A 22,891-nucleotide genomic window follows, 5' to 3' on the forward strand; every position below is an offset into this window, starting at 1 on the left:
TCGGCCTCCCGCGAGGTCTAGAAGAAGGAGCCGTGCGGCGCGGCGAACTCGGTGGCGAACTCCAGGAGCTGGTTCTGGTCGTGGTGCACGCAGAACGGGCAGTCCTTCAGCCGCAGCTCGGCCAGGACCCGGCGGCGCTGCTCGCCGCGCCAGATCTCCTCGAACGAGGAGTCGTAGATGTTGCCGATGACGCCGGCGATCCCGTCGCCGGCGTCGGTGCGGGTCCGCTTCTGCGCGCACAGGAAGACGTTGCCGTCGGCGCCGATGACCGGCTTGAACTGCTGCCAGTGGCAGCGGGTGTAGCCGCGGACCTGGTGGACGGCGTTGTCGAAGATCCGCTTCACGATGTGGACGTCGAAGGTGTCGTCGTCCAGGTCGAGCGCCTCGCCGAGGCCGGCCAGCATCTTGGCGTGGAGGGCGGGCTCGATCGCGACGCCGGAGTACGACTTGTACTGGATGTAGTCGGCGCCCGCGTCCTTGACGAGCCGGCCGCACGCGACGAGGTCGTGGACGTTGTCGTCGTTGATGAAGTAGCCGGTGCCCACGGTGCAGGGGCCGTCCGCGGCGGCGAGCGCGCGCAGGTTCGCGATGATCCGGTGGTGGTCGTCGTTGCCGTGGAGGCGTGCGTGGAGGGCGGGGTCGGCGGCGTCGAAGCTGAACCGCACGTAGGTCGCGGCCTTCTTCAGCCGCTCCCCCAGCTCGGGGAAGACCCGGGCGCCGTTGGTGACCAGGCCGACGGACATGCCGTGGCGGGCGGACCGCTCGATCGCGTCCACGGTCGCGGGGTGGGTCATCGGCTCGCCGCCGCCGACGTACAGCGCGGAGGTGACGCCGAGGCCAGCAAGTTCGTCGACCAGGTCCATCAGCCGGTCGGTGTCCATGCGTTCGCTGCGGCCCTTGGAGTGCAGCGAGGAGTAGATGCAGAAGCTGCAGTGGTGGTTGCAGGAGTTCGCTGGGTCGATCTCCACGCTCGTCGGGAACGGGTCCTGGCCCGCCGCGTACGCGCGGATCGTGTCCTGCTGCTGGAGCAGCCGCAGCGGCTCGAACAGGTACCGGAACCGGTGCTGGCGCTCGATGGCGGCGTACCGGTAGCCGAGTTCCTCGGCCGGGGTGCGGGCGCCGGAGGTGAGCACGGCGACGTCCTCGTTGATGGTCGGCTTCGTCACGATCGGCAGCTGGCGCCGGGGACCGCGGGCGGGCGAGGCGTCGTGGTCGGGTGTGGTCGTCACGGTCTGAACCCCCTTGGTGGGATGGATCGGAGTGACCTGCGATACGACGGTGCGAGCGCAGGGCAGACGGTGCTCCAGAGCGGCGGGCGCTCACAAGAGCACGTGGTACGAATCCGCCGGTCTTCCGGGTGCCAGGCCCGGGATCGGTCGGGAGGCGTCGCAGGCTTGGGGTGGTGGCCGGCCCGCCGTGGGGCGCGGGCCGGCCGGTTCACAGGGGGGTCAAGCGCCGAGGCGGGCCACGGCTTCCTTGAGGACGGCGGCGTTCGCGGCGGCGTCGTGGTTCATGACGAGTCCCTGGTGCAGCAGGGCGTCGAGGTGCTCGGTCAGGAGGGTGCGGTCGCCGGGGGCGGGCAGCAGCCCGAAGATGTCGGGGTAGCGGTCCTCGGTCGTCTCGTCGAAGAAGTCGCCGGGCTGGACGCCGCGGTCGCTCTCGATGAGCCGGGGTTCGGCGCCGGCGGTGATCTGCGGGTAGAGGACGCCGACGGCGTGGCCTTCGGCGGCGAGCGGCATGGACAGCCACGAGGTGAGCTGGTCCGGCCACAGCTGGGGCTTGAGCTCCTTGCCGTTCGCCTTCCACAACGGCTCGCGGCGGCCGGCGAGGAGGGCGTCGGTGACCTTCTGGTGCTGGGTGGGGTGCATCTGCTCGCCGGAGGCGAGCCGGGTGCGGACGACCTCGTACAGGTCGTGCGCCTCGAGGAGACCGAAGCCGTACGCCGCGGCGGACGGCCACGGCAGGACCCGCACCACACCGTGCTCGTCGACGCGGGCGAAGATCCGGTCGTTGGCCAGGAGCCGCCATCCGGCGCGGGCCAGGGCCAGGCTGGTGGTGGTCTTGCCCGCCCCCTTGTCCCCGAGGGTGAGGATCGTGGCGCCGTCGGCGCCGGTGACGGCGGAGGCGTGGAGGATGAACCAGCCGTCGGCAAGGAGATGGGCGCGCACGAGTTCACGGGCGAGACGGGCGGCGGCGGTGGCGAGGTCGGTCTCGTCGGTGCCGACGATCCGCAGCATGCGCAGGTTCTCGTCCCAGCGGTAGGCGAGCGAGCGGTCTTCCTGCACGGCGGTGACCATCTGACCGTCACGGACGACGAGCAGGTGGGCGCCGGCGTACTCGACTGTCTCCGCGTCGCCCTGCTCGACGGCCGCGGCCAGGGCCAGGAGCTTGGTCTCGTCGAGGTCGGCGAAGACGCTCGGTCCGTGGAGCTCGGTGGTGGGCTCGGCGTTCCACCAGCCGCCGAGGTAGCGCTGGGCCCAGGCGGGGACGGTGTCGGTCTGGCTGGCCACGGTGACGGCCTGGCCGTCGGCGGTGGTGATGCGTACGGCACCCATAAGGGTCAGATCTCCTTGCTGAGGCGGATATAGGCGGTGTGGAGCTTCTCCGTGGCCGCCGCGAGCTGGGCGGTCTCGGAGTCGTCGAGGGCCGGCGGACACATCGCCGGGGCCCCGTCGGTGTAGTGGACGGGCATCCCGAGCCAGACGCCCGTGTCCTGGCGGACGGAGACCTCGGTCAGCCCATCGGCGAGGCCGAGGGTGTGGACGAGGGCGTCCAGGACGGCCCCGGCGGGCCCGAGACGGGTGCGGCCGATGCCATCGCTGATCCGGCGGGGCCGGGCGGCGAGTTCGGTGCGCACCTGCTGCACGGGGACGGTGACGGGTGCTCCGTGGACAGTGGTGGTGGAGGCGCAGATCACGGCGCCGTCGCCGTGCTCGCCGATCACGTGCCCGCGGACCGCGCCGACGGGCACGCCGAGGTGGCGGGCGAGGGTGAGACGGTAGCGGGCGGTGTCGGTCGCCGCGCCGATCCCCACGACCCGCTCGCAGCCGGAACGCTCGGCGAAGATGCGAGCCAGCACATCGACGGGGTTGGTCACCATAACGGCGACGCCGGTGTAGCCGGTGAGCTGCCGGGCCAAGTGGACGATCAGTGGCGCGTTGGCGATGAGGCCGGCCATCCGTACATCCCGACGGGCGGTGTTGGTGAAGGGGGCCCTCGGGGAGAGCACGATGGCGTCGCAGGAGCCCATGGCCTGCGGGGTGGTGAGCGTGACCCGCATGCAGGATCCGGTGACCTCGGTCAGGTCCTCCAGATCGGTGACGAGCCCGCGGGCGCTGGCCTGCGACCCGGAGGCGATGAGGAGCTCGGTGCACCAGCCGGCGGCGACGAGCAGCGCGCCGACGCTCTGGCCGACCGCTCCGGCTCCGATCAGTCCGATTCGCATGCGGCTACCGCCTCTCGTACGCGGGTCATATACAGGCGCCACCAGGTCGCCCCGTCCTCGGTCGCCGCGAGCTGGGCCGTGGCGCGGTCCAAAAGGTCCGCGACGTGGCGGGCGCGGTCTCTCACTGCGGCCGCGTGCGCGGACAGCGGCAGGCCGGCGGGGGCGGTGAGGTAGGTGGACAGGATGTTGAGGGTGTCCATGAGGACCAGGAGCACGAGTTCGCCCAGCCAGGCCGCTCGTTCCTGCGCGGGCAGGCGCCGGGCGGACGCCCGGACGAACGAGTCGATTCCGCTCAGGGCTACGGCTGCGGCGGCCGGACGGTGTGCGATCAGCCCGAGCGTCAGGCGCGAGACGAGCTTGGCGGTGTCCGCGACCGCGTGACCGTGCATCAGCCCCGGGTCGAGGTAGACCGGTCGGCCGTGATCCTCGGGGAAGGTGGCGTGTTCCGGCTTGAGGTCGCCGAAGACGACCGTCCGCCCAGACGCGGGAGGGATCCGGCGGGTCCGGCGCAGGCGGGCGACCACCGGGTCGAGGACTTCGCCGTGCCCGGTCTGGCGCAGGTAGATCCCGCCGCTCAGCCCGTTGAACTTCCGGCTGAATGTCCCGCCGATGCCGCGCTCGCGGATCGGCGCGCTCTCCACGGCCTCGGTGACGCCCTCCCGGGCGAGCCCTTCGGCGAGGTCCCGCACGATCGTCCCGAGCAGCTCCCGGGTGCGGCCGGGCTCGGCCTCGATCAGGTCCGCGAGCGTCGGGCCCGGCACCGGCTCGGTGAACAGGACCCCGCGGTCGTATCCGGCGAGCGCCACCGTCCCGAGCCCGGCGGGGCCGGCCAGGGCACGCAGTTGAGCAGCCTCGCGGGCCATGAGCGAGTCGGGCGAGAGTAGATAGGCCGCCTGCCGGGCGCGTACGGTCTCAAAGTCCCCGCAAGTGCCGCGCAGCAGCGACACCAGGGAGACCCCGCAGACCGAGGTCTTCGCGTACAGGTCGCGGCCGTCGACGGTGATCAGCTGTACGTAGCTGGTGACGCTGGGCGTCACCTGGCCCGGGACCACCTCGGCGCCCGGCCACGCGGACCGCGCGGCGGTGAGGACCTGGTCGCCCGCCATCGCGAGCACGTCGGCCGCCGCCGGGGGCATCACGCGGACCACCCGCTCGCGACGGCAGCTGCAGGGCTCGTCATGCCGGAGAGGGGCCGGGGCCGGCGGCAGACGCACGCGGCCGCGGGCATCGCGGCCAGGGTGTAGAGGATGTGCCCGGGGCCGGTGACGCACACGACCTCCGGGACGTAGGCGCGGCGGGTGAGCCGGTCCGCGAGGTCCTCGAGCCCGAGCCGGTCCTCGGCCCAGCGGCGCAGGGTGGTCCCCGGGAAGGGACGGACGTCGTCGGGGTCGTCGTCGAGCCGGTCGGCGAGGTGCTCGGCCACCGCCGTCAGGCACCGCACGGCACCCCACGGGGACGGGGCCGTGTCGCAGGACAGCAGCCAGGTGTACGGGGCGAGCGGGGTCCCGGCCCACGCCTCGCAGTGGATTTCGGCCGTACCGCCTACGTGTCGGCCGTAGCGCGGCGCGCTGGGGGCTCCGGGCGAGGGGGCGTGTAACTCGCTGCGGTCGGCACCGGTCACGAGTTCACCTCGCACCAGATCCGCTTGCCGGTGGAGACCCGCTCGATGCCCCACCGGTCGGCCAGGGCGGCGACGAGGAACAGTCCGCGGCCGGCTTCCTCGTCGTTGCTCGGGGCAGTCGGCACGGACATCTCGGCGCGGTCGGTGTCCAGCGCCATGAGGCGGACGGTGGTCTCGTCGGTACGGGTGACGACCACGCTGACGGTGCGCGAGTCCGTGTGGATGACGGCGTTGGTGACCAGCTCTGAGATCAGGAGTTCGGCCGTGTCGATCAGGTGTTCCAGGCCCCAGGTCGTAAGCGTGCGCGCGACATCGCGCCGCGCCTGGCCGGGGGCGGTGTCACGAGCGGTGTACTTGGCGAGATAGCCCGGCGGGTCCGCGGGGGCCGGGGTGAAGGGGTTCAGCATGCCGCCTCCTCTCGTGACGTAGATGGGCTGTGGGGCGCGCCGGCCGACCGGCGGAACGGGGGCAATCAGCGTGCTCGTCACGTGGCAGCACCTTCCGTGTGGCGGGGGGTGGGGGTGCTGAACAGGTCGAGGTACAGGTCGCAGGTGTCCTCGCTCCAGTCGGCGACCGGGCCGTGCGAGGCGCAGAAGGCACGGGCCGGAGCGTGGGGGCGTGCGGGGGTGTGCTCGCAGGGGGTGCTGCTGGGGATCGTCTTCACGTCGGCCTCGGCAATCCGGTGGATGAGGGCGGAACTTGAAGGGATGGATGGCGGCCCCGGTCTCCGACGGGGGCGGAGGTCAGAGCCGCCGTGCCGGGCCCATGCTCAAAGCCCGGCCGAACTGGAGGCTCACCGACTAAACGCCGCTAGGTGATCACGAATTGACGGATAGTCATGTCGCCATGAGAGCTAGAGTGCACCTCAACCCACCGGGTGCGCAACAGGCGCACCTACCCGAATTCCTGTCCACCCTCGACGCAACAACCCGGCGCGGGCACAATGCGACCCAAGCGCGGGATGCACGCACCCACAGGTGACACGACGTCACCAGCAAGGGAGAAGGGGGAGTAATGCCGAACCAGAGAGCCAGGCCCACCCTGCGGCGTCGCCGCCTCGGAGAGCAGCTGGCGGCCAGACGCGACGAGGCCGGCCTCAGCCTCGAGGACGCCGCCGCGCTCATGGGCTGGGACAAGCCCACCATGTCGAAGATCGAGAACGCACGACGACACATCTCCACCAAGGAGGTCGAGGACCTCCTTGGCCATTACGGCGTCACCGACCATGCGTTCATAGGAGCTATGTCAGCCCTCGCCCGCGACGCCGGCAAGAAGGGCTGGTGGGCAGGATTCGGCACCCTCGGCGACTCGTACCAGGACCTGCTGAGCGTGGACACCGACGCAGAGGCCGTGCGCTTCTTCTCGCCGAACCTGATCCCCGGGCTGCTCCAGCGCGGTGCCTACGCCCGACAGGTCATCAACGCCTCCGCGATCACCCGAACCGACGAGGACAAGGACGCGCTCTCCCGCCTCCGGCTGGCCCGGCAGTCCGTGCTCGAACGCTCCCCGAACCCGCTACGCCTGTGGGCGGTGATCGGCGAGGCCGCCCTTCATCAGAGGTTCCCCGACCACACTGCGATGCGCGATCAGCTCGCGTACCTGCTGGAGGTCTCCACCCGCAAGGGCATCACGGTCCAGGTGATGCCGCTCGACTGCGGCGGGCATCCGGGCCTGGCCGGGATGTTCAGCATCGTCAGCTTTCCCTCGCCGTGGCCCACCGTCGTCAACCTGGAGAACCTGCGCGGCGGCACCTTCGTGGAAGGGACCAACGACGTGACGATCTTCGAAGAAGCCTTCGAGCAGATCGTCGCCACCGCGCAGTCACCAGACGAATCGCGCGAGACCATCAAGAAAATCATGGAGGAGAAGCACTCATGACCGCCCCCGACAGCCCGGCCTGGTTCAAGTCCTCATACAGCGCCGGCGAGCAGGACTGCGTCGAGGTCGCGAACATGCCGGGCGTCCTGTACGTCCGAGACTCGAAGGACAAGACCGGCCAGACCCTTTCATTCGGGCCGGCGGAGTTCTCCGCGTTCGTCGAATACGCCTCGACGCTGGAGATCTGACCGCTCTCACGAAAGGCCCGTCGTTCCCACCCGAACGGAAGACTTTGAGGGAGACGGGCCTTTCTCACACACCCATACCTGCAGCCTGAGCGCTGCCCTCCGGGCCGACTCCTGGTAACGGACCGGCTTTCTGGCTTTGGTCGATGACCCTGCTTATGGCCCGCCACCTGGCCCGGCCACGCCCAGCACGAGCGTGAACCGGCCCGGCGCCGACTCGGCCAGCCAGCCGCGGGCCACGAGCTGCTTCGCCTTCGACCGATGCGCTTCCGCCTTACCGTCCACGACCGTCGCCACACCCCAGCTGATGATGCCCGCCCGGCTGGCGTTGACTCAACATCGAGGCACGTCAGGAGTGTCATGGGGCCTGAGCGCTGCAGCTTGGGTTGGCTGGTGCGCTGAACCTTGGACGCTCGCGCCTTGGTCAGACCAGGGTGGAGTGGGCGAGCCGTCCGGGTCCAGTCCGTACGGCCACCTGGCCTTGAACTGGGGGACAAACTGCCCGGCGTCGGTGGCTTGCCGGACGAGTACTTCAGCATCCTGCCAGCCGACCAGTGACTCCCGAATCACCGACAGGACCCTCAGGGAATTGGTATGGCCAAGGGCTGCCGCCTGCCGGGCGAGTGCTTCAGCGCTCTCCCGATCGCCAGCCGTCTCGCGCATCAATGCGAGGTGAGCCAGGGCGTCGCCGTTGCCGCCGTCTGCGCCGCGTCTGGCGATGGCATCGGCGCCCTCCCGGTCCCCGACTTCCTCTCGCAACTGTGCGAGATTGGTGAGCCCGCCGCTGTGGCCTGCGTCGGCGGCCTGCCACCATAGGGCTTCAGCCCCCTCCCGATCCCCGGCATCCTTCCGCGCCAGCGCGAGGCTGAGGAGTACGGCCGGGTGGCCGGTGTCGGCAGCTTGTCTGGCGAGGGCTTCGGCACCCTCCAGGTCCCCGGCTTCCTCCCGAATCCGTGCCAGGTCGAGGAGCAGGTCGGAGTGCCCGGCGGCGATGCCCTGCCGGATGAGTGCTTCGGCCCCCTCCAGGTCCCCGATAGTCTTCCGCGCCTGCGCAAGGGCGGACAGTGCGGCCGGGTCGCCCGTGTCGGAGGCCTGTCTGGCGAGGGCTTCGGCACCTTCTCTATCCCCGGCATTTTCCCGCCTCAGTGCCAGAGCTAAATAAGCGTTGGAGCTGTCGGCTTCGATGGCAAGCCGGTAGATGGCTTCGGCGCCCTCCGGATCGCCGGCATTCTCCCGCATCAGTGCCAGAGCGAAATAGGCGTTGGAGCTGCCGGCTTCGGCGGCAAGCCGGTAGAGGGCTTCGGCGCCCTCCCTGTCCCCAGCCACCTCCCGCATCCGCCCCAGACTGACAAACGCCCCAGGACTTCCGGCGTTGGCGGCTCGGTGTCGCAGATGGTGGGCCCATTGCAAGCGGTGCCGATGTTCGGCGGCGTCGGCGAGGTTGTTGAGGTCGTCGGGGTGGGTCAGGTAGGTGAGAGCGGCATGCCAGAAGGAGGCGGGCGGGCAGAGGCCGTAGCGACTGGTCCGGCCGTGCTGCTCGAGATAGTCGGCGATACGGAAGACCGGCCCTCCCGTCGAGACCAGCGCCGTGGCAGGTGTCGGAGAGCCGTGCGGGCGCCGCGCGGGGCGGATGGTGATTCGTTGCAGGAGGGCTTGCTTGCCGTGAACAGGGTGGGCGAGGTCGGCGAAGGCGGCCTCGGCCCAGTCGTCACTGAGCTGGTCCCAGTCGTGGTCGGTGAGGTAGTCGGTGGCGGCTTCGGCAAGGAAGGCTTGCGGAAGGCGGAGGCCGACGCCGAGGCGGCGGGCGTCCATTGCGGCTTCCAGCAGGGCCCTGGCGGCAGGGCTTCCGTTCTCGTAGCGCCGCAACAGCTCGGGAGCGCCCGCGAGGTCCTGTGCGATCCGGCCGTGCTCTCGGGCACGGGTGAGGGTGTCGGCCATGAGCCGGTCACCTCCTGCGGCGAGATCCTCCGCAGCGCGGAGAGCCTCCTGGTCGAAGGTATCCGGGACCGTGACGATGCGTCCGGTCAGGAGTTCACGGGCCCGGCTGTGGACGTCCGGGGTTCCGAAGGCTGGCAGGTTCGTGTACCGGTCTGCGTATTCGGGCCATAGCGTGCCAAGGATCAGCACTGGGCCGCGGCCCGGGTGGGTGAGCAGGGTGTGCAGGGAAGCCGCGATCCGCTCGCCGGCCTTCGGGTCTCCGAGGTAATGCTGAGCCTCGTTGAGCCACACCACCGTGCACGGTGTGACGCACTCCAGCTCGGCGAGCGCCGCTTCAGCCCGGGTCGGATCGTAGGGGTGCCACAGTCGCCAACCACCGACCGCCAGCGGCTGGATGCCTTCCCAACACGCACGTGTCTTCCCTGTGGAGGACGAGCCGACCATGATCAGCATCTGGCTGTGGCCCCCCGTTGCCCTGCCCACCGCGTCGGCGAGCACCTGGTCGTGGTCGCGGCGCACGTACCCTGAAAGGGGCCGGGCTGCCGGGGAGCCAGAACCGCCCATGGCGACGCGCGCTCCGGACGGATGGACTTCCAGGTCATGCGGGTCCCATTCCCCGATCGGCTTGCCCGGACCATCCGCCTGTTCGTGTACGGAGCCAGCATTGCCGAGTGCCCTGCGCCGTAGCTCCAGCAGCTCCGCCCTCGGCAGCCCAAGCACGTTGGCCAGCCCGACGACCGTCCCGGCCGATGGAACAGGCCCATCAGCCCTGAACGCCTCCTGGACTGTGGTACGGCCCAGGCGTGCTTGAGCCGCGACCTGAACCTTAGTCAGCCGTTTACGCGCCAGTCCGTCCGCCAGTCTGTTGCGCAGTTGAACCAGCTGCTCTTCCTGACCGCCGTCGTCCTTGTTCGGCATCCAGCCTCCAGTCCACGTGTTCGCCAGTGTTCATCTTTGTCCGGCCGAACCATGGTGAGCATCGATTCCGCGAACTTCGGTCACGTCAACATCCACCTGTCAGGAGGAGATCACCGTGACCCGTCTCGCCGTTGTTCTACTTGCCGCCGCTCTCGTCGTCATGTTCGCGCTCCTGGCCGCCGCTGCCGCGGGCACACTCGCCCGCCTCGACGGCGCCACCTACCCGGCAGCCCTCATGCGCGCCGCCACGACCTTCGCAGCCGTTCTCACCCTGGCCGCCGCCATCACTGGAGTTCTGGCCCAGTTCCTCCGGTGACCTCTTCGAACCACGGCGACGTCTCGTTCATGGGGTGATGGGCCGTTCTTCTTGTCTGGGTGTGCCGACAGGACGAAGCGAGTGGCCGAGAGATTGGACAGGCCGAAGAGCTACATCAGCTGGACAGGGTCCGCGCTGTGGCGCGCCTCGTCGACGATTCGGTCCACGTGTAGGCGGCCGGTCGACAGGCCGACTCTTTGGAGGAGGCTCTGTACCGCGCCGACGCTGATGGGCGGGCCGGAGTCGTCGACGGCGGTGTTGCGGGTGACGAAAAAGTGGAGGTTGGAGCTGTCGGGCCAACGCTGGTGACGCTGGAGTTCCCACACTGCGGCCAGGCGCAGGGTGAAGGCGTCGATGTAGATGACGTGGCCCAGGCGTCCCGCCCTGCGCAGGCGCAGTCGGCCCTTACTACGGTCGAGGTCGGTTCGCCGGAGGTGGTCGAGCTGTCCGGGGAGGAAGGCGTAGATGGCGACGAGGGCCACTATGAGGCGGTCGCGGGGGTCGTCGAGGCGGTCCAGGAGGCCGGCGATGCAGTCGGAGGGAAGCCCGGTCGGCACCGCTCGGTTGCTGGTGAGGGAGATAGCGCGGGCGGGATCGCGGAAGGCGAGGCGTTCTCGCTCGAGTTCCTGGTGAAGAAGTCGATCGAGTACGGCGAGCCGGTCCACTGCGTCGCCCGGACGATCGCCACGCGGGAGGACGGAACCACCGCGTGCCCCTCGCTGCGGTACCGGCATCTGCTCCACAAGGTCACCGGCCGGACCGTCGCCGAACTCGGGTTCACCCTGCCTGCCCCGTGTGCGGCCGGGCGGTCGATGGAAGGCGATGGTGAGGACATGCGGCGACTCACCATGCTCCTGGGAACCGGCGCCGCGGTGCTGGCCGTCGTCCGTCTCGCCGTCCGCCCCGGCTGGCAAGGCCACGGCATCGGCACCCGGATCCGCCAAGCCCTCCTGGATGCCATGCGCCCCCAGTGGGTCTCACTCCTCGCCATGCCCGGCGCCCCCGCCCAGAACCTCTACCGGCAGCTCGGCTACCAGTACGCAGGCCCGTACAAGACCGGGCCGAACGGACCTGTACTCGATCTGTTGCTTCTGCGCCTCAGCCCCTGACAGCACGTGGAGCCCCCGGTATGTCCGGAGGCTCCGGCGACAGCCGTCGCGGCCAGACGCGGCGAGGGCCGTCCGACAGACTCACAGCCGCTGCGGCTGTCGTCCCTCGCTCTCCACGGGTGGGAGCAGCTCGTTACAGACGGGACAGTGGGCACTGCCCTCGAGAACCGAGCGGAACCTGAATCGGCTGACTGTGTCGCACAGGATGTGCCGGGCGGACCACGGCGCCACCGGCCCACGGTATTTGTCGAGCGGAATGAGCCCGGCTTCCCGCATGCGGTCCTTGGCTTCGGGAGCCTGTCTCTGAATGACCCTCCTGGCTTCTCTTCGTTCTCTCTCCCGGACGGCTTGGCGCCTCCCCTGGACTCGTCCCCACGCCTGGACCCACATGGGGAACTTCGCCTCAGGCACCTCGCAGGCGACCAGGTACGCGTGCAGGGTCCGCTGCGAACCGGGCAGCGACTTGCGGCGCGAGATCCTCTCCGCCGTACTGCGGGAGAGAGGCGCCCTTGTTTCCTTGTAGCGGCCTTCCGCCCGCCTCTCCATTTCCCTGGTGGAGGGGCGGCCGTTTTGCTCCCAGACCCGAGCAAGCGCGGCGCCGAGTTCGTCGGCGGTGCGCACCAGGTCGGGTCGGGGAGCCTGCGTGTAGCTGCGCGGCACGCGGCCGCGGTAAAAGCTCACGGCCTTGTTCCACAGCGCTTCGGCTTGGACGTGGTCCAGGACGCAGACGCGGATGTATCCGTGAACGGTGTCGCGTGCGGGAGGGATTTTCCCTCCTTCGGCACGCTGGACGGTCGTGATGGAGCATCCAAGCTTGCTCGCGAGTTCCCCGCGGGTGAGTCCCCTCTTGCGGCGCGCCGCTCGGAGGTACTCGGCTAGCTCGCCCATGCCGTTGGCGGCATTGGCCACCGGGCTCGTTGGCCGGCCCTTCCGGGGCGCCATGGAGCCACCTCCTCTGCCTCACTCAGTCCTGCGGAGAAGCGGAGCTGAGGATGCGCATGGCCGTCGTTCGCAGCGGGTCGGCGAAGCCGGTGGCCGTGAGGCGGATCGCAAGTACGCCGATGCCAGCAGAGGTGGCGAGCAGGCTGATGACGCCGATGGGCGGCGTGGGCGCGGCCTCACCGCCCACGAGCGCAGTCAGGGCGGCGGCCGTCACCACGATCACAATGATGACGGCGGCGCCGGCTCCTCCGAGCGGCTGCCGACGGGAGGTCGTACGGATACGGGACATGGGTCTTCTCTCTCTGTACCTGCCGCCACGGGGCGGTCATGGGGGCCCTCGGGTTACGAGGGTGTCCGGCTCCAACCAGCTTCGTACGTACGGGCGTTTGGCTCGCCACGTCGCGTGAGAGCATCGTGCCACTGAGTGAGGGCCCGTCAGGTCGGATCGAGGACACATAGTTCACTCCTGTCTCACACGACGAAGTTCGTTCCATTGCCATGCCGGGGGCAATCCGCGACAGACCCGAGACGTATCTGAGCGCCGGATACCTGTTCGCCAACGAGAGCCACCTCAAGCTCAGGCCAAAGCGGGTGCGCACCGTAGCTGCCCGCTATGCGACCTGCCGCTTCCTGGCGACTCTTTCCGGCGGCCCGGCTTCCGCTTTCCGGGTCATCGGATATTCATGCAGCGCTGACTCACTTTCGGTTGCGCCGACCTTGTCCCAGTGGAACTATTCGGTCACCCTCTGTGCCACTACCGGCTCCAACCGCAGGTCAGCAGGGAATTCGTGCGTCGGTGATTGGCCACTGCCGCACAACCGGTGAGCCGGTGCTCCATAGGCGCACCGGCTCACCGCTCCTCTTTCGCAGCCCAGCACAGATCCGCCCGGTCACACACAGAGGTACGGACCGGCGGCCGCCGCACTACGGTCCTCGCCCTCGCCGTCCTCTTCACTAGTAGTGCTTTGTTAGGTGGTGTCGTAGGGCTGCCATGGGACGGTCTGTCGGCAGGTGGGGCAGGTCCCGGTCCAAGTGGCGATGAGCTGTTGGAGGAGGTCCAGGGCCTGGTAGAGGGTCAGGCCCTGGCAGGGGCTTTTGGGTGTCTCCGCTGTTCGGTCAGGAACAGGTGGGCGGCGGTGACGAGGGTGACGTGCCGGTGCCAGCCGGCGAACGAACGGCCCTCGAAGTGGTCCAGGCCCAGGGCTGTTTTCAGCTCGCGGTAGTCGTGCTCGATCCGCCACCGGGCTTTCGCCAGCCGGACCAGATCCCTGGCAGGGATATCGGGTGGCAGGTTCGAGATCCAGTACTGCACCGGTTCACGCTCGCCCTCGGGCCACCGGGCGATCAGCCAGGACAACCCGATCGTGCCGTCGGCGGCCGGTTTCGGGCGACGGCCCGCGAGCCGGACGCGCAGGAACACGAAGTGCGAGCTCATCGCCGCCTTCGATCCCTTGCGCCAGGTCACGGTCCGACCGCGGCCGCGACCCGCGGCCAGCACGTGCTCGCGCAAGGACACCGGCCGGGTGCGATAGCGGGGCAGCGGCCTGGGGCCGAGCCCGCCGTATTCGGGCTGGTGCGGCACCGCGTCCTGGCCGTGGGCGGTCATCTCGCCCCTGGCCTGCAGCACCCAGGCCAGGCCGCGTTCGTCCAGGCCGTCGCGGAAGTCGGCGTTCGCGCCATAGCCGGTATCGGCGACCAGCACAGCGGGCCGCAGCCCAAAGCCGGCGAGTTCGTCGAGCATGTCCAGGGCGAGCTGCCACTTGGGACGGTGGCACTCACCATCAGGGATCCGGCAGGCCCGCCTGCGGGCCTGGGCGCCGGGACCGTCCCAGGCGGCAGGCAGGAACAGACGCCAGGACAACGGGCACGAAGCCTCCTCGGAGGCGGCGTGGACACTGACGCCGATCTGGCAGTTGCCGACCTTGCCCAGGGTGCCGGAGTACTGCCGGGCCACCCCGGGCGAGGAACGGCCGTCCTTGGGGAAGCCGGTGTCGTCCACCACCCACACCTGCGGCCGCACGACCGCCACCGCCCGCCACGCCAGCCGGGCCCGCACGTCCCTGACCTGCCACGTCGAGGTCGTCATGAACTGCTGCAACTGCTGGTGATCGACACCGAGCCGTTCAGCCATCGGCTGCATCGACTTCCTGCGACCGTCCAGCAGCAGCCCCCGAAGGTATAACGCACCCTTCGCCCGCTGGTCCCGACGCACCAACGGCGCGAACACCTCCGCCGCGAACTCCTCCAACCGGCCCCGCACCGCGGCAAGCTCCCCAGCCCTCATACAGCCAGCGAACTACCACCCACCCACCACGACAAGACCACCTAACAAAGCACTACTAGTGTCCTGAGTCGGAGATTCGTCGGCAGTAAGCGGCGACTTTGTCGAGGATGTCGTCGGCGGTCTTCGTCCAGACGAAGGGCCGGGGGTGTTCGTTCCAGTCGGCGAGCCAGGCCCGGATGTCGCGTTCGAGGGCCTGGACGGAGCGGTGGACGCCCCGGCGGAGCTTCTTCGTGGTGAGTTCGGCGAACCACCGCTCGACCAGGTTCAGCCAGGAGGAGCCGGTCGGGGTGAAGTGCAGGTGGAAGCGTGGATGCGCCAGCAGCCAGGTCTTCACGGCCGGGACCTTGTGGGTGACGTAGTTGTCCAGGATCAAATGGACCTCGAGGTCCGCGGGGACTTCCTTGTCGAGCTTGACCAGGAACTTCTTGAACTCCACCGTGCGGTGGCGGCGGTGGAGCGAGCCGATGACCTTGCCGGTCGCGGTGTCGAGTGCGGCGAACAGGGTGGTGGTGCCCGCGCGCACGTAGTCGTGGCTGCGGCGTTCGGGCACCCCGGGCATCATCGGCAGGACCGGCTGGGACCGGTCCAGGGCCTGGATCTGGGACTTCTCGTCCACACACAGCACCAGGGCCCGCTCCGGCGGGTCGAGATACAGCCCGACCACGTCACGGACCTTGTCGATGAACAGCGGGTCTTTGGAGAGCTTGAACGTCTCGGCCCGGTGGGGCTGGAGGGCGAAGGCCCGCCAGATCCGGGAGATCGCCGACTGCGACATTCCGGTCGCCGCGGCCATCGACCGGGTCGACCAGTGCGTGGCGTCTTTCGGTGTCTCCTCGAGCGTCTTGACGATGACGCGTTCGACGTCGGTGTCGGTGATCTTCCGGGGGACACCGGGGCGTGGTTCGTCGCACAGGCCGTCGAGCCGGCGTTCCAGGAAGCGTCGCCGCCAGGCCCGGACGGTGTCCGTGGTGATGCCCAGCCGCCGGGCGACCTCGGCGATCGCGTGTCCGTCCGCGCTCTCCAGGACGATCCGCGACCGCAAGGCCAGCGACTGGGCACTCGAACGACGGCGCACCCACGACTGCAACATCGCCCGCTCGGCATCGGACAACACCACCGGCGGGATCTTCGGTCCAGGACGACTCACACCAGACCAACGACAAATCTCCGACTCAGGACACTAGGAGCTGTCCGGGCGATCACGCGTCCCCGTTAGGGTGACTCAGCGGAGGGACGTCATGAGTGCTGTGGAGATGAGTCGCGCGGAGGCGGTCACGCTCGTGCAGCGGATCATGGAGGCGGACTACGCCTCGGACGACGAGGTGGACCGCTGGCTGGACAGACTGGACAGAGCCCTGGCATGCCCGTCTGGTCATGTCAGCGACTTGATCTTTTGGTCGCGGGCGCGGGAGCTTTCGGCTGACGAGGTAGTCGACCAGGCTCTGGCGTACCGGCCGATCGCTTTGTGAGGTGACGGCTCAACTCCGAAGCCAGATGAGCAGAGCTGCGGTGGTGGCCGTGCCGAGGAAGACGTAGCCGCGCTTGTCATAGCGAGTGGCCACGGCCCGGGACTGCTTCAGCCTGTTGATCGCCCGTTCGACGGTGTTGCGCTTCTTGTACCGCTCTTCGCCGAAGCCTGGCGGCCGTCCGCCGCGTGAGCCCTTGCGCAGGCGGGCGGCCTGGCTGTCGGTCTTCTCCGGGATCGTGTGCCGAATGCCCCGGTGCCGCAGGTACTTGCGGCACGGACCGTTGCTGTAGCCCTTGTCGGCCGCGAGGCTGTCGGGCTTCATGCGCGGTCGGCCCGGACCGACCCGCGGGACGCGGATCTTTTCCAGCACCGTCTGGAAGTGAGTGCAGTCCGCCCGCTGTCCGGCGGTGACGACCAGGGAGAGCGGGCGGCAGCGGCCGTCCGCGCTCAGGTGGAGCTTGCTGGTGAACCCGCCACGCGAGCGGCCCAAGCCCTCACCTCCAGCACCACCTCCACCAGGCGGGCGACCAGACTCTGCCACGGCGTCTCGGCCTGGTGTTCCATCTCTTCGGCCCCCTTTGATCCCGGAGCCGGAGCCGGAGCCGGAGCCGGAGCCGGAGCCGGAGGCGGGTCGGTGCGGGCGCCGGCCGCATGCTGGTGCGCGCGGACGATGGTGGAGTCGACCGAGATGTCCCAGTCGATCTCCCCTGCGGCGTCGGCTGCGGCCTGGACCTGCTGGAGCAGGCGTTCCCGGGTTCCGTCGGCCGACCACAGGCGGTGGCGTTCGTAGACGGTCTTCCACGGTCCGAACCGTTCGGGCAGGTCACGCCACTGCACCCCGGTTCGCACCCGGTGCAGAATCCCGTCGATCACCTGCCGGTGGTTCCGCCACCGGCCACAACGACCGTTGCTGACCGGCAGGAACGGGCGCAGCCGTTCCCACTCGGCATCACTCAGATCGCCTCGTCCCATGGGAGGAAGAACGACCTGGACAGACGGCAGTCACAAGATCACGCGAACCCTGATCCCTACTTCGTGACGAAGGGTGCGTATCCGACCGGGACCTCGCTCACCTGAAGGTCCGAGAAGAGCAAGGTCACGTTGTGCGCGTTGGTTTCCATGCGCACCTCGTGAAAGTCGATCCCGAGGGCCTTCGACCAGCGGCGGGTCGCCTCGGACTCAGGAAGGAGTTTGGCTCCTGGGTACAGGGTGTGCCACTTCACCCCCCAGACGTATCCGTCGAGGTCAACACCGGTTTCGTGGTCGATGAGCCGGTCGTCCAAGGAGCCCCGCCAGGTGTCCGCCGGTACTGATGTCTCGCATCGGGCCTCGACGCAGTACCGGAAGAGATACCGCAGGTGGGACGGCGCGATGCCGGTTCGGGGATCAGCTGTCGCGTAGATGATGACCTCGTAGTCGCGCATGTAGTTGGTGTATCCGTGGTGCACGACGGCGTGATCGAAGGTCTCGTCCAGCATCTGCTCAAGTACGGCGGTGTCCATGCCGCCCTTCTACCTCACTGGGCAAGACCCTCGGTAACGAGATTCACGGGTGCTGGGCGCCGCTGCCCTCAGAGATCGCCCAGCCAAGTCCTAGCAGCTGCGTCACCCACACACACCACCAACTCACCCAACTCGCGCCCGCCCGCAGGCCTCGCTCCCCACCTGGAGCCGAAGAAGCGCAGCGACAGCACCACGGTGAATGAGGACGAGCACCAACGAGCAAGGCCCGGATTCCTCCCAGCCGCAGCGGGGGGATTCCGGGCCTTGCCTGTATGGCCATACCTCGTGGGCCTGCGGTCAGCGCAGGATGACCGGCTTCGGCAGCAGTGTGCTCAGCAGCTGTGCTGTCTCCGCTTCCATGTCCACTCCCCCGCCAAGGCCTTCATTGATGCGGGCCAGCCGGGCGGCGGCTTCGCGCAGGGCGTCCACGTCTCCGGCGCCGTGGTGGGCGAGGAAGACCTGTCGGTGAAGGAGTTCGTTCTCCTCGGCGGCGAGAAGGCCCTGGTGCGCGGCCCAGAGCGCGCCGGTGTAGTCGGAGGCTTCCCGGCGACGGGTGGACAGCTCGTAGGCGACGTCGGCAATGGCCGAGACCATCTCCTGGACGACCGGCTCGGCCCAGGCGTAGCGCTGAGGGTCGATCGCGGCGAAGGGGCGGCCGCGGACGAGTGCGAGGGCCCGGCGCAGGGAGAGGTCCCCGTCTTCGTCGTGGCGGGCCAGACCGATGCGTGCGTGGAACTGGAAGGACCGCCAGTCGCAGGTGACGGCCGCAGCGAGACGGTAGCGGCTGTCGCTGGTGTCCTGGACCCGCGGGAAGTAGGCCTCGCTGTCGCTGTTCTTCCCGAGCCAGGACCGGGTGCGGGAGATGACGGCGTTGCGCATCTGCTTGTTGACCAGGCGGCCCGGCCAGAGCGCGTCGTCGATGGCGTGGTGGTCGGCGCCGGGGTTGAGCACGAGGTAGGAGACGAGCTCGACGGCTGCGCTCCGGCGGTTGGAGTCGATCCGGCCTGCTACGCCCTCGATGACCACCGGTCCCAGCAGGAGGACCGCGGGGGCAGTGTCGTACGACTCCTCGACGCCGTCGGTAGTCGAGGCCGGGCCGGGAGCCGGGAGGGGAGCCGGGATCGGGTTGCCAGCCGCAGAGCCTGCCTTGGCGGGGTTCGGGGTTTCCTTCGTCAGTCCTGCGGCGGCCGCCGCCGGGTCGGTCGTGGCCGGGACCGGGGCACTCGCAGGCAGGGGTGCCGCTTCGGTCTCCTGGGTGGGCTCGGTGGTCTCGCCCTGTGCGGTTTCCAGCTCCTCCCGCTCGATGTCGGCGTACTCGGCGGGCATGCCGTCCTCGTCGGCATCAGCAGGCGGCTCCGGGGCGGGTGCTCCTTCGTCGTCGCTGTTCTCCCCCGGGTCCTCCGCGGAGTCCTCCTGCTCCAGCCTCTGCTGGTCTCCCTCTTCCGGCTCCTCTTCGGGGTCGTCAAGAAGGAGGTCGTCCAGCCACTCGTCGCGGGCGGGTACGTCGGCGGTGCTGGCGGACAGGGTGAGCAGCTCGATCGCGTCGGCGAAGTGGGAGTCGGTCAGGCCCTGGAGCTTGATGGGCAGGCCGGAGCCGGGCAGGACGATGGTCTCGTCCGGTCCCGTGCAGTGGAGTGTCCAGCCCTCGTCCGGGGCCAGGCTGGCGTTCTCGCTCGATGTCACCACCGCGCCGGCCACCCGCGGCTCGGCCGTGATCAGGTCGAACAGTTCCTCGGTCTCGGTCCCTTCGGGCAGTTCGGCCGCGAGGAGGATGTGGGGGGTCCACGAACCGCCGGCGTCCTCCTGCAGGCGGGCCGTGCGGAGGGTGGGTGCGCCGAGCGCGGCCAGGGCGCGGCGCTGGTCGGCCGTGTGGCTGGCCAGGTCGGCGAGCGCGTCGGCGAGCGCGCTGGTGCGGGCGACGCGTTCGGGTGCTGCGTCGTCCAGGCCGGGGGTGGTGTCGGCCAGCGCGGTGATTTCCAGGTGGCCGGGCAGGGGGGTGCTGGCGAGCTCGACCGCGATGGCCTGCAGGACGTGGCGGGTGTGGTCGGCGTCGCCGTCCAGGTGAAGGACGCCGATGTACTCCAGGTCGACGAGGACCAGGCGGCCGGCGCCGTCCCAGCCCAGGGAGACCAGGGCCGGGTAGGGGGCATCGGCGCCCTGGAGGGCGTCGTGGTCGGCGAGGTCGGGGTTGGAGGCGGTGCAGGTCCACAGGTCGGTGCGGCCAGCGGTGCCCGAGAAGGGCTTCATCGGCGCGGTGTCCTGGTCGAGGTGGAGTTCGACCTTGTTCTCGTGGAGCACGACGGCGGTGACCACGGGCAGGTCGCGGTCGGCTTCGGCGAGGTTGAGGGCCAGGGTGCGCAGGGTCGCGTCGAGGAGGTCGAAGCCGGTGGGGTGCTGGGCGGAGCGCAGGCCCTGCTCGGTGGCGGCGGCGCTGCCGGTGGGCATGGGGATGCGTCGGCCGGGCCGGCGGCGGCGCTGCTGGAGGATGCGGCGGGTGGTGATCGTGCTGATGAGGGCGGCGGCCAGGGCGCCGGCGCCCATCCAGACGGCAGCGGGTGCCAGGGCTTCGTCGGCGTCCTGTGTCTGCTGGGTTGTGTCCGCCTTCTGGCCGTCCTGCGCGGGCGTTGGAGCGGCGGTGGTGGGCGTGGTGCTCGGCCTGGACGCGGCGGGCGCGGGGGTGGAGGCGGCGGGTGCGGGTGTGGAGGGTTTCGAGGGGGCGGGTGCGGGGGCCGTCGGCGTGGGGGTGTCTTTCGACGTGTCCGGCTTCGGTGGTGTCTTGGTGCCCGGGGTGGGACGGGTGTCGGGAGCGGGGGCTGGGGCGGTTGCTGTGGGGAGGGTGAGTTTCTGGCCGGGGACGATCAGGTTGGGGTTGTCGAAGGTTCCGCCGCCGGGCAGCGGGGTGCCCTTGTTGGCTTCGAAGATCTTCGGCCAGTCCTCGGGGTTGCCGTGGTCGTCGGCGATGGTCCACAGGCTGTCTCCGGGCCGTACGGTGACGTGCTCGGCCTGGGTCGGGGCGGGCTTCGTGTCCGCGGGGCCGGCCTGCTCGGGCTGCTGCGCGGGCGGGGCTGTCTCGGGCGCGGTCTGGGTGGGTGTCGTTGCCGGGGTGGCGGGTTGGGCGATGTTGGCGTCGGCGGGGAGGCGGATGACGGCGCCCTTGGGGAGGAACTGGTCGCCGGCCGCGAGCTGGGGGATGGAGGGGTTGAGGGCGGCGATGTCCTTCCATCGCGGGCCGCTGCCGAGGTACTGCTCCGCCAGGTCCCAGGGGAGTTCGGAGTCTCCGGTGACGGTGTGGGTGGGCCAGGTGTCCTGTTCCGCCGCGGCTGCGGGGGCGGTCGCCATGCTGCTGGTGCCCGTGGTCTGTACGGCGGTCGCCGTGACGGCCGGGCCGGTGGCGGCCGAGGCGGTGGTGGGGGCGAGCAGCACGAGGCCGCCGATGAGGAGGCCGGCGAAGGACTGCATCCCGCCGAGGCCCTTGATCCGCCGGGCCTTGCGGCCGCGGAGCATCGCGACGGTCTCGACGAGGGCGGAGAAGGTGAAGGCGGCCCAGGCGATCCAGCCGATGGTCGTGAGCACCGTGAAGAACAGCCGGCCGTCGTCCTGCTGGGTCAGCAGGTCCCATCCGCCGGCGAGGTCGGTGGGCTGGTGGCCGATGGCCAGCAGGACGAGGGGGATGCCGGCGATGAGTGCGGCCAGGACGGCGAGGCCGAGCAGGGCGCGGAGCAGGCGTAGGTGGGTGCTCATGGGGTGGTCAGCCTCCGGCTTGGGTGTGCAGTCGGGCGTGTGCCGTGCCGGACACGCTGATCGTCGACCTGCCTACGAACTGTGCGCACAGCGTGTTGTAGGTGTCGTGGACGGTGACTTCGAGGCGCTGGCCGCCGTCTGTGATGGTCACGTTGCCGCTGGCGTTCTGGGCGGCGAGGTAGTCCTGGGCGGCGGCGACGGCGGCGTCTGGGTCCACCGTGATGTCGGTGCCCTGGACGGCGGCGGGGACGTTGAGCTGTTGGCCGGCCGCGCGGGCGGCCTCCTGTGCGAGTCCGGTTGCGCGGTTGGTGGCGTTGAGGGCTCCGCCGCCGTCGACCAGCAGTCCCATGAGCATGATGATGCCGATGGCGCTCAGCGCGTAGAACGGGGACAGCGAGCCCCGGTCGCGGCCGTGGCGGATCCGGTGCCGCAGGCGGGTGATGTGGCAGGTGAGGGCGGTGGTCACGGGCGGCTCCTGTAGGAGTCGATCGGGCTGGTCCACGACGACCGGAGCGTGCGGGATCCGGGAAGTCCGGGCAGCCCGATCTCGCCGAGCGGGGCCGTGCAGGTGACGGTGGCCCTGACGGTGGCCTCCTGGCCGATGTCGAGGCCGTACCCGGAGGTGTCGACCGAGACGCTGGAGGCGGCGCAGTGGATTCCCTCGCCGGTGAGGCTGCGGTTCGCGGCCGCTGCCCCGGCGGCCTGCGCTGCGCCTGCTTCGAGTTCGAGGGAGGCGGCGCGGGCGGCCGCGCGGGCGGCGCCGTCCACGGCGCCGGAGGCGTCGGTGACCCTGCCGAACGCGATCATGAGGAGCATGAGGGCGATGATGGCTGGGGCGAGGATGACGGTCTCGACGGAGTAGCTGCCCCGGTCCTCGCGCCAGTTGTGGCGTCGGGCCCGCCTCACTGGGCTGTGACCCAGCGTTCGACGGGGGCCTGGGCGCTCTGGACGACGTCGAGTTCGAGGCCGGGGACGAGGGTGGCGACGGTGCCTCGGACGGTGATGCGGATCTGTTCTGGTCCGCTGCCGTCGGCGGAGACGGTCGCCCCGCGGACGGTGGCGTACTTCGTGAGGAGTTCCTGGGCCTGGGCGACGCCGTCGCCGGGGCCGGCGCCGAGCTGGCGTCCGGCTTCGACTCCCTGGGTGGCGGCGGAGCGGGCGACGGAGCGGGCGTAGAAGTACATGCCGGTCTGGATCGCGGCGAAGACCAGGAACAGCACGACGACAGCGAGGACGGCCAGCTCGACGCTGCCCGAGCCTCGGTCGCCTTCGTTCCGCAGGCGTGCGCGGAGGCGCTGCCACCGGTTGCTGGCCTGGTCTTTCACGCCGTTTCCTTCCTCCTGGTGGTGGGTTCAGCCGCTGATGAGCGGGATCTTGGCGTCGGTGAAGGTCTTGATCGCGGCGACGACGGCGATCGCGATGGCGATGACGACGCCGGCGATGACGGCGAGCTCGGCCGAGCTCTGGCCGGCGTCGCCGCCCTTCTTCAGGCGCTCCCAGCGGGCGGCGAGGACGGTGGTCAGGACGCGGATGTGCATGGGGTT

At 69.9% G+C, this 22,891-nt stretch carries 24 protein-coding genes and 1 pseudogene; 5 read left to right on the forward strand and 20 right to left on the reverse strand.

Annotated elements, in window-relative coordinates; translation table 11 throughout:
* Positions 1-17: 17 nt before the first annotated feature.
* The 7 genes from SVTN_RS39610 to SVTN_RS39640 all read right to left on the reverse strand — a co-directional run bounded on the left by SVTN_RS39610 (position 18) and on the right by SVTN_RS39640 (position 5,730).
* Positions 18-1,229, reverse strand: coding sequence for a radical SAM protein (locus SVTN_RS39610; RefSeq protein ID WP_041134802.1), 1,212 nt, complete (start codon positions 1,227-1,229; stop codon positions 18-20).
* Positions 1,230-1,448: 219 nt separating this feature from the next.
* Entirely contained in the window at positions 1,449-2,555 is a 1,107-nt protein-coding gene (locus SVTN_RS39615; protein WP_041134803.1) for a phosphoenolpyruvate carboxykinase (ATP), read from the reverse strand.
* A gap of 5 nt (positions 2,556-2,560) precedes the next feature.
* Positions 2,561-3,445 (reverse strand): lactate/malate family dehydrogenase, encoded by an 885-nt coding sequence (locus SVTN_RS39620; protein WP_041134804.1) that lies wholly within the window; start codon positions 3,443-3,445, stop codon positions 2,561-2,563.
* A complete protein-coding gene (locus SVTN_RS39625; protein ID WP_159026588.1) occupies positions 3,430-4,584 on the reverse strand; it encodes a phosphotransferase family protein in 1,155 nt (384 codons plus the stop codon). Before SVTN_RS39625 ends, SVTN_RS39620 begins: the two co-directional genes overlap by 16 nt.
* Positions 4,581-4,868 (reverse strand): hypothetical protein, encoded by a 288-nt coding sequence (locus SVTN_RS44565; RefSeq protein ID WP_159026589.1) that lies wholly within the window; start codon positions 4,866-4,868, stop codon positions 4,581-4,583. Before SVTN_RS44565 ends, SVTN_RS39625 begins: the two co-directional genes overlap by 4 nt.
* Positions 4,869-5,062: 194 nt before the next feature.
* Entirely contained in the window at positions 5,063-5,473 is a 411-nt protein-coding gene (locus tag SVTN_RS39635; RefSeq protein WP_041134806.1) for an ATP-binding protein, read from the reverse strand.
* A 77-nt stretch (positions 5,474-5,550) separates the two neighbouring features.
* Positions 5,551-5,730, reverse strand: a complete 180-nt coding sequence (locus SVTN_RS39640; RefSeq protein ID WP_041134807.1) for a hypothetical protein — start codon at positions 5,728-5,730, stop codon at positions 5,551-5,553.
* 350 nt (positions 5,731-6,080) lie between these two features.
* On the opposite strand from SVTN_RS39640, the gene SVTN_RS39645 reads away from it, so the two are divergent.
* Both SVTN_RS39645 and SVTN_RS39650 read left to right on the forward strand, forming a co-directional pair.
* Positions 6,081-6,944, forward strand: a complete 864-nt coding sequence (locus SVTN_RS39645; RefSeq protein ID WP_041134808.1) for a helix-turn-helix domain-containing protein — start codon at positions 6,081-6,083, stop codon at positions 6,942-6,944.
* Complete coding sequence (locus SVTN_RS39650; RefSeq protein ID WP_041134809.1) at positions 6,941-7,132, forward strand: DUF397 domain-containing protein; 192 nt, start codon at positions 6,941-6,943, stop codon at positions 7,130-7,132. Before SVTN_RS39645 ends, SVTN_RS39650 begins: the two co-directional genes overlap by 4 nt.
* 330 nt (positions 7,133-7,462) lie before the next feature.
* Here SVTN_RS39650 and SVTN_RS39655 read toward each other — a convergent pair whose 3' ends face one another.
* Positions 7,463-9,985, reverse strand: a complete 2,523-nt coding sequence (locus SVTN_RS39655; protein ID WP_063782369.1) for a hypothetical protein — start codon at positions 9,983-9,985, stop codon at positions 7,463-7,465.
* Between the two features lie 115 nt (positions 9,986-10,100).
* Between SVTN_RS39655 and SVTN_RS39660 the strand changes: the two genes are divergently transcribed.
* A complete protein-coding gene (locus tag SVTN_RS39660) occupies positions 10,101-10,301 on the forward strand; it encodes a hypothetical protein (RefSeq protein WP_052499808.1) in 201 nt (66 codons plus the stop codon).
* A 110-nt stretch (positions 10,302-10,411) separates the two neighbouring features.
* Here the strand turns inward: SVTN_RS39660 and SVTN_RS39665 are convergent, their stop codons facing one another.
* The gene (locus tag SVTN_RS39665) at positions 10,412-10,858 is read right to left on the reverse strand and encodes a hypothetical protein (RefSeq protein ID WP_041134811.1); all 447 of its coding nucleotides are present in this window, start codon (positions 10,856-10,858) and stop codon (positions 10,412-10,414) included.
* 72 nt (positions 10,859-10,930) lie between these two features.
* Here SVTN_RS39665 and SVTN_RS46030 point away from each other — a divergent pair, with 72 nt between their 5' ends.
* Positions 10,931-11,410 carry a GNAT family N-acetyltransferase gene (locus tag SVTN_RS46030; protein ID WP_052499809.1) on the forward strand — a complete coding sequence of 160 codons (480 nt, stop codon included), beginning with the start codon at positions 10,931-10,933 and terminating at the stop codon, positions 11,408-11,410.
* Positions 11,411-11,491: 81 nt separating this feature from the next.
* Here SVTN_RS46030 and SVTN_RS39675 read toward each other — a convergent pair whose 3' ends face one another.
* The 4 genes from SVTN_RS39675 to SVTN_RS39690 all read right to left on the reverse strand — a co-directional run bounded on the left by SVTN_RS39675 (position 11,492) and on the right by SVTN_RS39690 (position 15,726).
* Complete coding sequence (locus SVTN_RS39675; RefSeq protein WP_052499810.1) at positions 11,492-12,352, reverse strand: helix-turn-helix domain-containing protein; 861 nt, start codon at positions 12,350-12,352, stop codon at positions 11,492-11,494.
* A 22-nt stretch (positions 12,353-12,374) separates the two neighbouring features.
* Entirely contained in the window at positions 12,375-12,641 is a 267-nt protein-coding gene (locus tag SVTN_RS39680; protein ID WP_159026591.1) for a hypothetical protein, read from the reverse strand.
* Between the two features lie 786 nt (positions 12,642-13,427).
* Positions 13,428-14,636: an IS701 family transposase gene (locus SVTN_RS39685; RefSeq protein ID WP_107072810.1), complete on the reverse strand. Its 1,209-nt coding sequence runs from the start codon at positions 14,634-14,636 to the stop codon at positions 13,428-13,430.
* 55 nt (positions 14,637-14,691) lie between these two features.
* A complete protein-coding gene (locus SVTN_RS39690; RefSeq protein ID WP_099055352.1) occupies positions 14,692-15,726 on the reverse strand; it encodes an IS630 family transposase in 1,035 nt (344 codons plus the stop codon).
* 148 nt (positions 15,727-15,874) lie between these two features.
* Here SVTN_RS39690 and SVTN_RS39695 point away from each other — a divergent pair, with 148 nt between their 5' ends.
* Complete coding sequence (locus tag SVTN_RS39695; protein WP_041127349.1) at positions 15,875-16,105, forward strand: bacteriocin immunity protein; 231 nt, start codon at positions 15,875-15,877, stop codon at positions 16,103-16,105.
* A gap of 9 nt (positions 16,106-16,114) precedes the next feature.
* Here the strand turns inward: SVTN_RS39695 and SVTN_RS42930 are convergent.
* The 7 genes and pseudogenes from SVTN_RS42930 to SVTN_RS39735 all read right to left on the reverse strand — a co-directional run bounded on the left by SVTN_RS42930 (position 16,115) and on the right by SVTN_RS39735 (position 22,885).
* A pseudogene (locus tag SVTN_RS42930) lies at positions 16,115-17,076 on the reverse strand (IS5 family transposase).
* Between the two features lie 56 nt (positions 17,077-17,132).
* A complete protein-coding gene (locus tag SVTN_RS39710; protein WP_041134814.1) occupies positions 17,133-17,606 on the reverse strand; it encodes a YxiG-like protein in 474 nt (157 codons plus the stop codon).
* A gap of 297 nt (positions 17,607-17,903) precedes the next feature.
* Positions 17,904-21,347 carry a LysM peptidoglycan-binding domain-containing protein gene (locus SVTN_RS46310; protein WP_041134815.1) on the reverse strand — a complete coding sequence of 1,148 codons (3,444 nt, stop codon included), beginning with the start codon at positions 21,345-21,347 and terminating at the stop codon, positions 17,904-17,906.
* Positions 21,348-21,354: 7 nt separating this feature from the next.
* A complete protein-coding gene (locus SVTN_RS39720; RefSeq protein WP_245728047.1) occupies positions 21,355-21,813 on the reverse strand; it encodes a TadE/TadG family type IV pilus assembly protein in 459 nt (152 codons plus the stop codon).
* Positions 21,810-22,253 (reverse strand): TadE/TadG family type IV pilus assembly protein, encoded by a 444-nt coding sequence (locus SVTN_RS39725; RefSeq protein ID WP_041134816.1) that lies wholly within the window; start codon positions 22,251-22,253, stop codon positions 21,810-21,812. Before SVTN_RS39725 ends, SVTN_RS39720 begins: the two co-directional genes overlap by 4 nt.
* Positions 22,250-22,672: a TadE/TadG family type IV pilus assembly protein gene (locus SVTN_RS39730; protein ID WP_078908855.1), complete on the reverse strand. Its 423-nt coding sequence runs from the start codon at positions 22,670-22,672 to the stop codon at positions 22,250-22,252. The genes SVTN_RS39725 and SVTN_RS39730 overlap by 4 nt, the downstream gene beginning before the upstream one ends.
* 27 nt (positions 22,673-22,699) lie before the next feature.
* Positions 22,700-22,885, reverse strand: a complete 186-nt coding sequence (locus SVTN_RS39735; protein ID WP_041134817.1) for a hypothetical protein — start codon at positions 22,883-22,885, stop codon at positions 22,700-22,702.
* Between the last annotated feature and the right edge of the window lie 6 nt (positions 22,886-22,891).

It is taken from the genome of Streptomyces vietnamensis (genome assembly GCF_000830005.1).
In the GTDB taxonomy this organism is placed as follows: Bacteria; Actinomycetota; Actinomycetes; order Streptomycetales; family Streptomycetaceae; genus Streptomyces; species Streptomyces vietnamensis.